We start from the raw sequence: 12,265 nt of genomic DNA, 5'->3' as shown, positions 1-12,265 counted from the left end.
ATACAGTGAATTTCATCTAAATGAGGTACAATTTTAGCGGGCAAGATGCCCGCACCACAAGATTTTTATCATTAATATCTGTACCTCATAACATCGGAAATTGCTGTATCTATGTACTTACAAAAAATTATTAAATCATACTTATACAAGTCATGGTTTAGACATTAATTGACCGCAAATGGTATATTGCTTAGGTGCGTCAAATGCCAAAATTTTGTTAATTAGTTAATTATTACCGAATTATTGAAGACGCACCCTACAGGAGATGATTAAAGGATTAAGTCATACAAATCATACAAATCATAGTTTAGACGCTAATCATGACTCAGGGAAATGCTGGGTAAAAGCCAAATTTGATTTTCTACCAATTCAGTATTTGCCAATGTTTCTAAACTTTCCTGTTGTAGTATTGTTAATAAATCTACACTTTGGGTCAATAATTTTTCCACATTAATACCGCCGTAGGTAGGTAGATAACGTCTAAGGCGATTACTACCTTCTCCTAAAAGGATCATCGCCCCTCGTCGGTTACAATTACCTAGATGATAGAGTCCTACAGCGATTTGGAGAATACCTTGATAAAAAGTTTTATCTGGTTCGAGACTATCGATCCAGATTGCTTCTAGAATGTCATGACAAGCATAGAACTCTCCCGCATTGAACTGTTCTATACCATGCCAAAACTCATCAGGCATGGTTTCATTCATCCCATACTATCCCGAACTTCTTTAATAGTTTCCATGGATATTTCTTGTTTATCACCGACAAAATCATTATCAGGGGTGAGGAACAGCATACAGTGACATTCTTTACGTTCGCGCATAGGTACGCAGGGACAGTTCCAAAAAGCGGCGTTAACTTCGGCCTCTTTATCCTCATAATGGCGACAGGGACATAAAGGCGCTCCCAGGTCGTCTTTGTGCTTGGCCAGCCCTTCAATAACAACTGCGGTAACGGAAAGTTCAGAACAGAAGAATGTTCCCGTCCGTTTGGCGTATTGTTCGGAAAAATTCCGCATTGCTTCTAGGCTTTTATCACTAGATTTTAAATTTACTTGTGGTGTAGTCATTGCTGATAAATTTTAATGTTTCTTTGCATTGTACATCACGGTCAGTGAGAGAAATCACTTTCAAACAAACTCAGAGCTTTTTGTAATTGAGGTTGTAGTTCTTGTTCGTTTTGAATAATAATACCAGGATATTCTCGATTAATGACGGTTTCTGCGAGTGAATCTGGATTTTGCCAGAGTACCCAACGACTACCAAAGGGTAAAAAGGGTAAAGAGGATGTGGTAAAGGAGTTTTGTGTCAGCCAAATTAAGGGACTATGATCTGGTGGTATGCTGTTTTTTTCCAGGGGGTTGGTGGCCGCTAAGGTTTCTAGAACTGGGATATCTCCTTTAATTAAACCTGTAGCTGCTGTCCAGAGTTGCACTTGCAGTTTTTGTTTCTGGGCATAGAAATACAAAGAAGCAGCAGTAATTACCGCTTGTTCAAATAACTCCTGTTCCCATTGGAAGGAACTATCTATGGCAATAATAATTTCCTGTCCAGCAGTAATAACTTCCAATTCCCGCACTCGTAATTCTCCATAACGGGCGCTAGTCCGCCAATGAATTAATCGGGTCGGATCACCAAGGCGATAAGGACGTAGCGATCGCACTAATCCCGTTGTAGCAGTTTGTAATGGTCTACCACGAGGATCTCCCCGGTGGCTATCGTCTTGTCCGATTTCATCAATTAAAGGGCAATTGTTGAGGGATAAGACGGTAGGATAAACTATTGCCATAGCTTCACATTGTCGCTGACGACGACACCAAAATAAACCCCAAGGCGCACCTGTTGCTAATTCTACTCTGTGCCAGCGGTAAACCCCCCGCTGTTGGGTAGGAAGATAATATATCCAGCGGTAACTATCCTGTGGTTGAATAACTTCAATACTTTGCTGGACTGGCTGACCTAAAACATAAGGGATTATGTCCCTGACTTGTAATAAACTTACTGGTTGTTGTCTATGATTATGAACTTCGATCTCAATTTTTAGATCATCACCAGCGGTTACTGGTGCAATAGAACGACGTTTAACAATTATACCCACAAGCGATCGCACAGACATAAAAGCTGATATTGCCAAAAGCGCGAAACTGACTCCACTGATAACATATAGCCAGCCAGCCATGGTATTAATACCCGCACCTAAATAACATATAGAGATTCCCACTAACACCCAACCGCTATAAGCAGGCGCACAAGCGTGGGTTTCCAGCCAATAGCTGATTTTTTTGGTAATTTTCATCTTTCTTTTTTAACTTAATTTGTAGAAAAGGCAATAGTAATAGGCGATAAATTTGTTTAATAATGATTAAGGATTGTTATATGAGGACGACGTGCAACTGGCATAATACATAAGATTCTAGAAGCCCTGGTGACTGGAAGTCGCGGCTATACAAACAAAGTCCGCCTCAGCGAAATAGATAAAAATTCAGACTTTACAACCCACTCAGGTAAATTTTACCTGTGTATATATGGTTAACCGTCCACCTAACTAAACCCCTACAACCAACAACTGATAACATGGTTTATCCCGTTACTTGGCATAATAATTCAGTATCACTGATTGATCAAACTCGCCTACCCAATGAATATACAGTGGTGGAAATTCACCGCAGTCAAGATATGGCCGAAGCTATTACCACTATGATTGTTAGAGGTGCGCCAGCAATTGGAGTGGCTGCTGCTTATGGAATGTATTTAGGGGCTAGAGAAATTGAAACCAGCGATCGCCAGGAGTTTTTAGCTAAACTAGAGAAAGTGGCCAATTTATTGCGTTCTACCCGTCCCACTGCGGTAAATTTATTTTGGGCAATTGGTAGAATGATGCAAACGGCTTATGAAACTTTGGGAACAGTTGCAGAAATTCAAGAAACTCTTTTAGAAACAGCTAAAAATATCAATGCCGAAGACTTACAAACTTGTCAAGCTATAGGCGATCATGGTTTAGGCGCGTTACCACAAACCCCAGAAAAACTAATTATCCTCACCCATTGTAACGCAGGTGCTTTAGCCACGGCTGGATATGGTACAGCTTTAGGTGTAGTCCGTTCCGCTTGGAAACAAGGACGTTTAGCTAGAGTATTTGCAGATGAAACCCGTCCCCGCTTGCAAGGGGCAAAACTCACCGCTTGGGAATGTGTACAAGAAGGGATTCCAGTCACAGTAATTACCGATAATATGGCCGCCCACTGCATGAAACAAGGTTTAATAGATGCTGTAGTTGTAGGCGCTGATAGAATAGCTGCTAATGGTGACACTGCTAATAAAATCGGAACTTACAGTTTAGCTATTGTCGCCAAATCCCATCATATCCCTTTCTTTGTCGCTGCACCTTTATCCACCGTAGATTTTCAAATAGCTAATGGTACTCAAATTCCCATTGAAGAACGTCACCCAGGGGAAATATATCAAATAGGTGAAACTATTCTCACCCCTCCAGGAGTAGAATTTTATAACCCGGCTTTTGATGTCACACCTGCGGATTTAATTACAGCGATTATTACAGAAAATGGTGCTTTTTCTCCAGGTGATTTATTAAATGCTGGAAAAAAAACACTGTTTAACCCACATTCCGCACCCAGATGTCATGATCGGTAATTTTGGATCTTGAACACCTAGAATGATAATTTTGATACAAAAATTTGGAAATTTTGGATGGTGATAGCGAAGTGCTGCTATAAGCAGTTCGCCAATCTCAAATCTCTAAAAGACCAATTTTCATTATGTGACAGTTTAGGGTGCGGAAGGTAGTCTTTAAGGATTTACTGGGAATCCAGTCGGATAAACTTTTAGTACTGGATGGGCTAAGGGTGCGGTTTTGCCTATGGCTCACCTTTAAGTATGCCTTCACCTTTACCCTTACGGGAAAATTTGTAAAGTTTTATTTACAAAGTTCTGTTAAGATTCTTTTCATAAACATTAAAATATATAACCAACCCCATGACATTATTAATAGTCGGTGCAACTGGCACATTGGGAAGACAAGTAGCCCGTCGCGCAATTGATGAAGGATACAAAGTCCGCTGTTTAGTTCGCAGTCCTAAAAAAGCAGCGTTTCTTAAAGAATGGGGCGCTGAACTGGTACGCGGTAACTTGTGTAATTCTCAAAGTCTTGCAGAAGCGTTGACCGGTGTAACCGCAGTTATTGATGCCGCCACATCTCGTCCTACAGATTCTCTAACTATTAAAGAGGTAGACTGGGATGGGAAAGTAGCATTAATTCAAGCTGCTAAAGCCGCTGGTGTGGAAAGGTTTATCTTTTTTTCGATTTTAGATGCTGATCAATACCCCAATGTTCCGCTGATGGAAATTAAGCGCTGTACAGAAGTGTTTTTAGCAGAATCTGGCTTAAACTATACAATTTTACGTTTGGCTGGTTTTATGCAAGGGTTAATTGGTCAATATGGTATACCTATTTTAGAAAAACAACCAGTATGGGTAACAGGTAAGTCTTCACCAATCGCCTACATGGATACTCAGGATATTGCTAAATTTGCTATTCGTGCTTTGAGTGTGCCAGAAACAGAAAAGCAGTCTTTCCCTGTGGTGGGAACTCGCGCTTGGAGTGCTGAGGAAATTATTAATCTTTGTGAAAACTTATCTGATAGAGACGCAAAAGTTACACGAATGCCTCTAGCTTTACTACGGACTGTCCAAAATTTCCTCCGCTTTTTTCAGTGGGGATGGAATGTTGCGGATAGATTAGCTTTTACAGAGGTTTTAGCTAGCGGAAAAGCTTTAAATGCAGAAGCGATGGACGAAGTATATACTGTCTTTGGGTTGGACAAAGAACAAACTACCACCCTGGAAGTTTACCTACAAGAATACTTCAGCCGGATTATGAAGAAGCTAAAAGAGTTAGATTACGAGAAAGCTAAAATCAAAAAGCTTAAAAGTAAAAAGACTCCCTTTAAACAATCTTCCAAAGCCAATAGTCAATAAATGGGATTGTGGATTTTGGATCTCTTTCTGACGGGGTGATTCGTAATTTCTATCCCTAACGAAAAGACTTTTTCAACAAATGTGAGGCTAATGGTTATATTGGTCAAAAATGTGTAACCATTAGATACAGAAAAGTCATCCCTTAAACTTGGATATTTGAGTGTGCCGAAAGCAGGCATTATCTATAACGACGTGAAACCGATAGCGAGTAGTGTCGCTATTCAACTAAAAGACAAGCTTACTGCTGCTGGTTGGGATGTTTACATCACTGCGAGTATCGGTGGTATATTGGGCTATTCCCAACCGGATAGCCCTGTCTTTCACACACCTATCGAAGGTCTTACGCCCCCTGGCTTTGACTCAGATATGAAATTTGCAGTGGTGTTGGGGGGAGATGGTACGGTGTTAGCAGCATCACGCCTAGTCGCCCCCTCTGGTATCCCCATGCTGACGGTTAATACGGGTCACATGGGATTTTTGACGGAAACTTATCTCAACCAATTGCCCCAAGCCATAGAACAGGTAATGGCGGGTGCATATCAGGTTGAAGATAGGGTCATGCTCACCGTTAAGGTTCTCCGGGGAGATACAGTGATATGGGAAGCCCTATGCTTAAATGAAATGGTGTTACATCGAGAACCTTTAACCTGTATGTGCCATTTTGAAATTGCAGTAGGGCGACATTCACCAGTGGATATTGCAGCAGATGGTATTATTGTTTCTACCCCCACTGGTTCTACAGCCTATTCATTAAGCGCGGGTGGTCCGGTAATTACTGCTGGTGTCCCCGTTTTACAGTTAGTACCTATTTGTCCCCATTCCCTAGCCTCTAGGGCTTTGGTATTTCCCGATAGTGAACCGGTTAATATCTATCCGGTGAACATTCCCCGGCTGGTGATGGTGGTAGATGGCAATGGAGGATGTTATATTTTGGCAGAAGATCGGGTTTATTTAGAGCGATCGCTTTATAGTGCGCGATTCATTCGTCTACAGCCACCAGAATTTTTCCGTGTTCTTAGAGAAAAACTAGGTTGGGGTTTACCACATATTGCTAAACCTTCTTCAGTAGAATTACCTTAATGTCGCTGGATAGTTAGTGTATTTTTGGTGATTTATCACCAACTACTACCCAGCAGCACTTTTAACTAGTGTCGAATCATGAAAACTGAACAGGGTAGGTAAATTATGGTTCAAATCTTATTTAAAACCAAACCATTAACTTTGGAAGAGGTTCATAACTAGTTATTAATTTGCCAATTATTTCTAACTTATGCTATACCTTACACAGGGCATATATACCAACCAAAAGCTGATATCTTTAACGATTTCGGCTATGGTGAGTTAAAATGGTGCGTTATGCTGTCGCTAACGCACCCTACAGGTGGGATATTTTTTCAATTGGAAGTCCCAAAATAAAATTATTGTCACCTGAGATGAGGAAAAAGCAAAATTAATTGATCAACAGATATGGAAGACGCTGAGAGGATATTTTAAAAGTATTCAGCGAATATGAATATAATATTACGCTGCTTCTCAAACGTCCTTTTTTCGAGTATCACGCCAAACTTCGGTCATCCTTCCCCAGTTAGTGCTAAATTCATCCAAACCGATAATATTTCCCGGTCTTTCCTCGTCCCAAGAAGCAGAAAGAACACCATAAGTAATTCCCAACACGCCTAAACCAAATAATCCCATATTCACCAATAAAACGGCGATAGGGGGAAGTTGGATATCAGCCAGGGTAACTAGCAGATAACTAATTACCAAACTAGCAATACCTAAAAATGTGGGAATACCGCAAAAAGCAGCCACTCGGCGAATCATCCGCTGGCTGACTACTTCAGGAATCGCCATTTCTTGTTTAGAATAACGACGTTGCTGTTGCGGTTTGTTCTCGGTTTCTGGAGTTTTGAGGATGGGTTGCTTTATAGCCTTATCGGGTTTTGGACGCTTTTTGTTTGGTTCAAAAGGTAAAGGACTACGTTCCGATTCTTCAGCAGCCATAAGAATTAGTTCCTAACCGCGAATACCGAGACGAGTAATTAAGGCTTGATATTTTTCCCGGCTACCTGCTTGGATGTAGGCTAAAAGACGCTTTCTTTGACCAATCATCTTCAATAATCCTCTGCGGGAGGAATGGTCTTTCTTGTTAACTTGCAAATGTTTACTGAGTTGGTTAATCCGGTCAGTGAGCATTGCTACTTGAACATCAGCCGAACCAGTGTCGGTTTCATGAACTTGGTAGCCAGAAATGATTTCTTGTTTGCGCTGTTGCGTCAGAGCCATGATAGATTAGGTCTTTATTGTTTGTAAATTTGTGTAGCAGTTTCCCATAATATCACACCCATCCATTCCTGTGGCAAATTCCTGATCAGGAGTCAGGAATGTACCAATCAACCATTACCGCTTACTCTGGTGATTTAAGGGCTTGATCTAAAATTTGTCTAGCTTGTTCTGCTTTTCCTCTGGCTTCCTGATAACGGAGATTAGCTTGAGCAAAATTTTTCAAAACCTTAAAACCTTCCTTAATATGAGTAATTTCTTCCTCGGTGACGGATTTATCGGAAAATAGCACATCAATGGCTTGACGAATTTCTAAGGCTTCGGTGCGTGATTCTTGGACTTTTAATTTCAGTGAGGCTAAATTACTCAGAACTTGAACCGCTTGGGTAATTTCATCTTCACGATTAGAAGTATCTGTCGTTGGTTCTTTTACTTCAATTAACTGTTGTGGACCAAATCCTGCTTCTAATTCCGTTGGTAATTCTCCCGCTTCCATAAGTTCCATTAGCTGATCCATTGCTTTGTCACGGGCTTTAGCGGAATCTTTACCAGGAACAATCAGGATAATTTCTGGACTTTGAGCGAGACTGTACTGAACCATGTATGTATTATAAATTTGGCTAATTGGTGATAGTTACGGAATAATGAATTAACCGCAGATGAAAGATGATGAGCGCGGATAAACGCAGAAAACCAATATAAGGTATTATTGCAATTAAGAACCGCAAAGACAAGAAATATTAGTTCAATTATACTGAAATAAAGGTAAACCCAAATATAATAATATAGCAAGTTTATGACTCCCAATCCCGCCATTATGCGTTCTGTGGAACAACTGGGCTACCGAGTTACAGTTGGTGATGTGGCCACCCAGATAGGATTAAATATAGCTGAAGTCAATCAAAGTTTATTAGCCCTTGCTGCTGACGCTGGGGGACATTTACAGGTTGCAGAATCAGGTGATGTTGTTTACCAATTTCCCCGCAACTTTCGAGATATTTTACGCAATAAATACTTGCAAATACGGTTACAAGAATGGTGGAAAAAAATCTGGTCTGTGCTATTTTACCTAATTCGGATTTCCTTTGGCATTTTTTTAGTTGCTTCTATCGTTCTGATTCTTGTGACTATCACTATAATCATGAATGCTAATTCAGATCGGGATGATGATAATCGTAGTAGTTCTAGAAGTAATAATTTCTTCTTTTTCCCTGATTTATTCTGGTATTTTAGCCCAAATTATGGTGATAATTACCAAGAACGACGGAGAGAAAAGGGCGAAAATAGTGAAATGAATTTTTTTGAAGCGGTGTTTTCATTTCTCTTTGGTGATGGTGATCCTAACGCTAATTTGGAAGAACGCCGCTGGGAAGACATTGGGGCGGTGATTAGTAATAATCAAGGTGCGGTAGTAGCAGAACAAATTGCTCCTTATTTAGATGATATTGGCGAAAAATATCAACAAGAATATGAGGATTATATGTTGCCTGTGCTGGTAAGATTTAATGGATTTCCCCAGGTAAGTTCAGATGGTCAAATGGTATATTATTTCCCAGAATTACAGGTAAAAGCCAGTAAAAAACAGCGGCGTTCAATATCTGAATACCTCCATGAATTTTCTTGGAAGTTTAGTGCAGCTAGTTCTGGACAAATTCTCCTCAGTGCGGGTTTAGGAGGAGTGAATTTTATTGGGGCTTTGATTTTGGGAAATTTATTGAGAGATGGCACAATTGCGGCTCAAATTGGCGGATTAGTGGCTTTTACTCAAGGTATTTATGGACTTTTATTGGTCTATGGTACAGGGTTTTTAGCTATTCCTTTAATCCGGTATTTTTGGATTAAACGACGCAATGATCAGGTTTCTACTCGCAATTTTCAACGTCAAGAACGAGCTAGATTATTAGCCGATGCGGATACTTCTTTACAGAAAAAGATAGCTTTTGCTCGTGAGTTTGCAACGGAAAAAGTCATTAGTAAAGAAGATTCTGTTTATTCTACAGAAACAGATTTACTAGAACAGGAATTTAAGAATAAGCAAATAGGTGACAACTGACAACTGACAACTGACAACTGACAACTGACAACTGACAACTGACAACTGACAACTGACAACTGACAACTGACAACTGACAACTGACAACTGACAACTGACAACTGACAACTGACAACTGACAACTGACAACTGACAACTGCTATTTTGCTTGAATGGGTGTCAAGGCTACACCTCGATAGTAATATCCTAAAATTTGTAGATGGTTTGCACCACGTTTTGCTAATTCATAAGCTCCCCATTGACTCATTCCTAAACCATGACCAAAACCTAATCCTTGGAGAATAAAACTACCATTTGCGTCTTTATTCACAATGAACCGCGTACTTTTAATTTTTAGTGCGGTTCTCACTTCTTCACCTTGGAGAATTTTAGTGCCTTTATCACCGATGATTTTCAGAGTTTTGACACTTCTAAAAGGTGAAACATTTTCGATAATCATCTCTTTGACATTACCAATACCGGAAATTCTGGTACTAATTTCTCCAGGAGTGAAGGTCTTTGTCCAGTTACATTCTTTGATTTTTTGATCAAAATCGGGAACAGCACGCAAATAAGGTTTTTTGGTACTCCAGACATCTTCGACGTTTTCAGTGTGTCCACCGGAACAAGCATGAAAAACAGAGAGAATAATTTGATTATTGTAAGTTAATATCTTACCTGCTGTCTGGTCTGCTGCGTTGTAGGTTCTGGGAGATTCACTGCTTACACCTTTATAAATTTGCCAACGATCTGGACTAGCTCCTAAATCGTAAACGGGATTTCTCCGTTGTCTTTCGCGCTCATAAAGGGCATAGGTACGGGCTGCAATGGCTTGGGCTTTGAGGGCTTCCTCCGGCCAGCTAGAATTCATTTCTCCACCAATGACGCTGTAGAGATATTCTTCTAAATCTACCCAGTTCACAGCAGTTAAGCCGTTACCTGTGGGTACTACTAGGGTTCTACCACGAAACCAGCGATCGCCAATATAAACAAATCCCTTATTTGCCGGTTCAATCCAAAATAACCCTGATTGCCATCTGTCTAAGGCAATGCCCCCGGCAACCGCTTGAGCAGCAAAGGGTCTCATTCCTGGTAATTCTCCTAGTGTCTTACCCCTACTATCTTTCACAATAGCGGTTGTGGAAGCACCGACTTTTACCTGTTTAACTTCTCTGGCAATTGCCACACGCAGAATTACAGACGCTTGGGCAGGAGCAAGTAAGACAAACCAGAGCAGTATACCTATCCACCAATGTCTACCTTTAAGTTGAGAAAAAAATGTGCCTAATAACAGTTGAGATTTCATTCTAATTTTTTCATCATAAGCGTTTACTATTCTAGTACAACAATTCTCGAAGACAGGAGGTTGGCACTAGCAAGATTGAACTATCGAGACTTAGGTAAAAAAGAGACCAAAATAGTTCATAATACAGGGGTTAAAAACTGCTGTAAAACACAGCGAATTTTGTTTGAGTGAGGTACACCTGTAGCGGGCAAGATACCTGCACGAAAAAACCGTCCGCGCTTCGGAAAAATTACATGAATCGGATTTCTGATCATGTCTTTTCAAAAATTTGATTCACGAAAAATTAAACAGATGATTGCCTTCAAAGTTAGATTATTTTTAATTAAAGTTGTGACAATTTAGTATTCAGAATATTTCTATACTGCACCTTGACGAATAATTTCAAAACCATATACATAAATATCCGCAAATTTATAGCGTTTATCTCTTTCGCGCCATTCAATAATACCAATTTCAGTTAAAAAAGAAGTAAACTCTTCAAAATATGCTATATCCTGTGCTGATTCTTGCCATATACTATTTCATGAATAATAATGTTAATGGCATCATTGACTATTTCACTTAGTATAGAGTTGGTAGATAATTCTAATAAAGCTTGATTATATTCAGAATATAAAAAACCTTTACATACCAATTCCGCAAAATACTGAAAATGCAGTATTATATATTGCTCACTATATTCTATATTCTTGATTTCTACTAAAAAATCTTCTTTTGGTATATCTTTAAAAATATCGTTTTGAAGATTATCATTATAATAACAGACATTATAAAAATCGCCTTTAAGACATTGTCTAGTCTAAATGCAAAAATTAACTAAGAAATTAACCAATTTTCTAACTGCAAATCTTTAACTCTAGTTAAATCAGAATCGTGAGAAACTAAAACTAAATTATGAATAATAGCAGTAGCAGCTATCAAAATATCTGCGTCCTGAATAATTTTACCTCTGTTTGTTAAATCAGCATGAATTTCGGATGCTTTTTCAAATATTCTCAGATCATCTAAAAACAAAATAGGATAATCTTGACAAAATTGTTGAAACCAACCCAACTTCTTAGTCGCATTACTTCTTAAAAGTCCTCTTTGAATTTCATAATAAGTTATGCCACTAATACCGATAAATTCACCTTGACGACGTATTTCTGTAATTTTCAATGCCACTTCAATATTCTGTTTTAGTGAGGCTGAAACAATATTCGTATCTAGTAAATAACCCATTTAACCCCCACGTTTTACAGATTCATCAAAAATTTGCATTTGCTCTGGAGTCAAATCATTTAACATTCCTGAAACTAAATGTAAAGATAAAATACTTTTAATCCGTTTCGTTAATTCCCCCTGAGAGATATTATTAACATCAGGGACAGCAATAGGATCAAAATTACGATTAATCACTTCAATCATTTTCTCTCTATCTAAGTTTTCTTGATAAAGAGGATTATTGTCAATTAAAGTTCTGACAATTTCGGGTAATTTTTGATAATTAGATTGATGATTAATAATTTGAGTCATAGTTAAACCTCTTCAAAATAATATCGTTGTTGGACAACCTGAGTCCTATTATAGCAGCTACAATATCCCTGAAAAAGTAGGAATTAACAAAAAATAGTTATCGGATAGCTAAGAGAATGGAAAATCACTGAAATG

The 12,265-nt window shown here is 39.0% G+C and carries 13 protein-coding genes; 4 read left to right on the top strand and 9 right to left on the bottom strand.

All coding sequences use genetic code 11. The features are described from left to right. Positions 1 to 314: 314 nt before the first annotated feature. Genes H6G25_RS06715 through H6G25_RS06705 form a run of 3 tightly spaced genes read right to left on the bottom strand, consistent with a single transcriptional unit; the run spans position 315 to position 2,295 of the window. Positions 315 to 707 carry a DUF309 domain-containing protein gene (locus tag H6G25_RS06715; protein ID WP_190391806.1) on the bottom strand — a complete coding sequence of 131 codons (393 nt, stop codon included), beginning with the start codon at positions 705 to 707 and terminating at the stop codon, positions 315 to 317. Continuing rightward, entirely contained in the window at positions 704 to 1,069 is a 366-nt protein-coding gene (locus H6G25_RS06710; protein ID WP_190391805.1) for a ferredoxin thioredoxin reductase catalytic beta subunit, read from the bottom strand. The genes H6G25_RS06715 and H6G25_RS06710 overlap by 4 nt, the downstream gene beginning before the upstream one ends. Positions 1,070 to 1,110: 41 nt before the next feature. Further along, a complete protein-coding gene (locus H6G25_RS06705; RefSeq protein WP_190391804.1) occupies positions 1,111 to 2,295 on the bottom strand; it encodes a DUF58 domain-containing protein in 1,185 nt (394 codons plus the stop codon). Positions 2,296 to 2,573: 278 nt separating this feature from the next. Here H6G25_RS06705 and mtnA point away from each other — a divergent pair, with 278 nt between their 5' ends. The 3 genes from mtnA (at position 2,574) to H6G25_RS06690 (ending at position 6,074) form a co-directional block, all read left to right on the top strand. Further along, entirely contained in the window at positions 2,574 to 3,650 is a 1,077-nt protein-coding gene (gene mtnA, locus H6G25_RS06700) for an S-methyl-5-thioribose-1-phosphate isomerase (protein ID WP_190391828.1), read from the top strand. Between the two features lie 342 nt (positions 3,651 to 3,992). Further along, positions 3,993 to 4,994, top strand: a complete 1,002-nt coding sequence (locus tag H6G25_RS06695) for an SDR family oxidoreductase (protein ID WP_190391803.1) — start codon at positions 3,993 to 3,995, stop codon at positions 4,992 to 4,994. A gap of 162 nt (positions 4,995 to 5,156) precedes the next feature. Beyond that, positions 5,157 to 6,074, top strand: a complete 918-nt coding sequence (locus tag H6G25_RS06690; RefSeq protein ID WP_190391802.1) for an NAD(+) kinase — start codon at positions 5,157 to 5,159, stop codon at positions 6,072 to 6,074. Positions 6,075 to 6,527: 453 nt separating this feature from the next. Here the strand turns inward: H6G25_RS06690 and H6G25_RS06685 are convergent, their stop codons facing one another. From H6G25_RS06685 to H6G25_RS06675, 3 genes are all read right to left on the bottom strand, one after another. After that, positions 6,528 to 6,998: a PAM68 family protein gene (locus H6G25_RS06685; RefSeq protein WP_190391801.1), complete on the bottom strand. Its 471-nt coding sequence runs from the start codon at positions 6,996 to 6,998 to the stop codon at positions 6,528 to 6,530. Between the two features lie 12 nt (positions 6,999 to 7,010). Then, positions 7,011 to 7,280, bottom strand: a complete 270-nt coding sequence (gene rpsO, locus H6G25_RS06680) for a 30S ribosomal protein S15 (protein WP_028082300.1) — start codon at positions 7,278 to 7,280, stop codon at positions 7,011 to 7,013. Positions 7,281 to 7,401: 121 nt separating this feature from the next. After that, positions 7,402 to 7,878, bottom strand: coding sequence for a hypothetical protein (locus H6G25_RS06675; protein WP_190391800.1), 477 nt, complete (start codon positions 7,876 to 7,878; stop codon positions 7,402 to 7,404). A 195-nt stretch (positions 7,879 to 8,073) separates the two neighbouring features. On the opposite strand from H6G25_RS06675, the gene H6G25_RS06670 reads away from it, so the two are divergent. Then, on the top strand, positions 8,074 to 9,330 hold the full coding sequence (locus H6G25_RS06670; protein ID WP_190391799.1) for a hypothetical protein: 1,257 nt from the start codon (positions 8,074 to 8,076) through the stop codon (positions 9,328 to 9,330). A 139-nt stretch (positions 9,331 to 9,469) separates the two neighbouring features. Here H6G25_RS06670 and H6G25_RS06665 read toward each other — a convergent pair whose 3' ends face one another. The 3 genes from H6G25_RS06665 to H6G25_RS06655 form a co-directional block, all read right to left on the bottom strand. Continuing rightward, a complete protein-coding gene (locus H6G25_RS06665) occupies positions 9,470 to 10,615 on the bottom strand; it encodes a SpoIID/LytB domain-containing protein (RefSeq protein ID WP_190391798.1) in 1,146 nt (381 codons plus the stop codon). A gap of 816 nt (positions 10,616 to 11,431) precedes the next feature. Next, positions 11,432 to 11,836 (bottom strand): type II toxin-antitoxin system VapC family toxin, encoded by a 405-nt coding sequence (locus H6G25_RS06660; RefSeq protein ID WP_190391797.1) that lies wholly within the window; start codon positions 11,834 to 11,836, stop codon positions 11,432 to 11,434. Next, a complete protein-coding gene (locus tag H6G25_RS06655) occupies positions 11,837 to 12,130 on the bottom strand; it encodes a hypothetical protein (RefSeq protein ID WP_028088634.1) in 294 nt (97 codons plus the stop codon). Positions 12,131 to 12,265 lie beyond the last annotated feature (135 nt).

It is taken from the genome of Dolichospermum sp. FACHB-1091 (assembly GCF_014697585.1).
Taxonomy (GTDB): Bacteria; Cyanobacteriota; Cyanobacteriia; order Cyanobacteriales; family Nostocaceae; genus Dolichospermum.
Note: the sequence above shows the minus strand (reverse complement) of the source record. Positions and strands in the feature narration are given on the sequence as shown.

Excerpts from the sequence above, each read along its gene's own strand:
- H6G25_RS06705 (WP_190391804.1), bottom strand. The coding sequence starts at position 2,295 with ATGAAAATTACCAAAAAAATCAGCTATTGGCTGGAAACCCACGCTTGT.
- H6G25_RS06665 (WP_190391798.1), bottom strand. The coding sequence starts at position 10,615 with ATGAAATCTCAACTGTTATTAGGCACATTTTTTTCTCAACTTAAAGGT.
- H6G25_RS06670 (WP_190391799.1), top strand. The coding sequence starts at position 8,074 with ATGACTCCCAATCCCGCCATTATGCGTTCTGTGGAACAACTGGGCTAC.
- rpsO (WP_028082300.1), bottom strand. The coding sequence starts at position 7,280 with ATGGCTCTGACGCAACAGCGCAAACAAGAAATCATTTCTGGCTACCAA.
- H6G25_RS06685 (WP_190391801.1), bottom strand. The coding sequence starts at position 6,998 with ATGGCTGCTGAAGAATCGGAACGTAGTCCTTTACCTTTTGAACCAAAC.
- H6G25_RS06695 (WP_190391803.1), top strand. The coding sequence starts at position 3,993 with ATGACATTATTAATAGTCGGTGCAACTGGCACATTGGGAAGACAAGTA.
- mtnA (WP_190391828.1), top strand. The coding sequence starts at position 2,574 with ATGGTTTATCCCGTTACTTGGCATAATAATTCAGTATCACTGATTGAT.
- H6G25_RS06655 (WP_028088634.1), bottom strand. The coding sequence starts at position 12,130 with ATGACTCAAATTATTAATCATCAATCTAATTATCAAAAATTACCCGAA.
- H6G25_RS06660 (WP_190391797.1), bottom strand. The coding sequence starts at position 11,836 with ATGGGTTATTTACTAGATACGAATATTGTTTCAGCCTCACTAAAACAG.
- H6G25_RS06710 (WP_190391805.1), bottom strand. The coding sequence starts at position 1,069 with ATGACTACACCACAAGTAAATTTAAAATCTAGTGATAAAAGCCTAGAA.
- H6G25_RS06715 (WP_190391806.1), bottom strand. The coding sequence starts at position 707 with ATGAATGAAACCATGCCTGATGAGTTTTGGCATGGTATAGAACAGTTC.
- H6G25_RS06675 (WP_190391800.1), bottom strand. The coding sequence starts at position 7,878 with ATGGTTCAGTACAGTCTCGCTCAAAGTCCAGAAATTATCCTGATTGTT.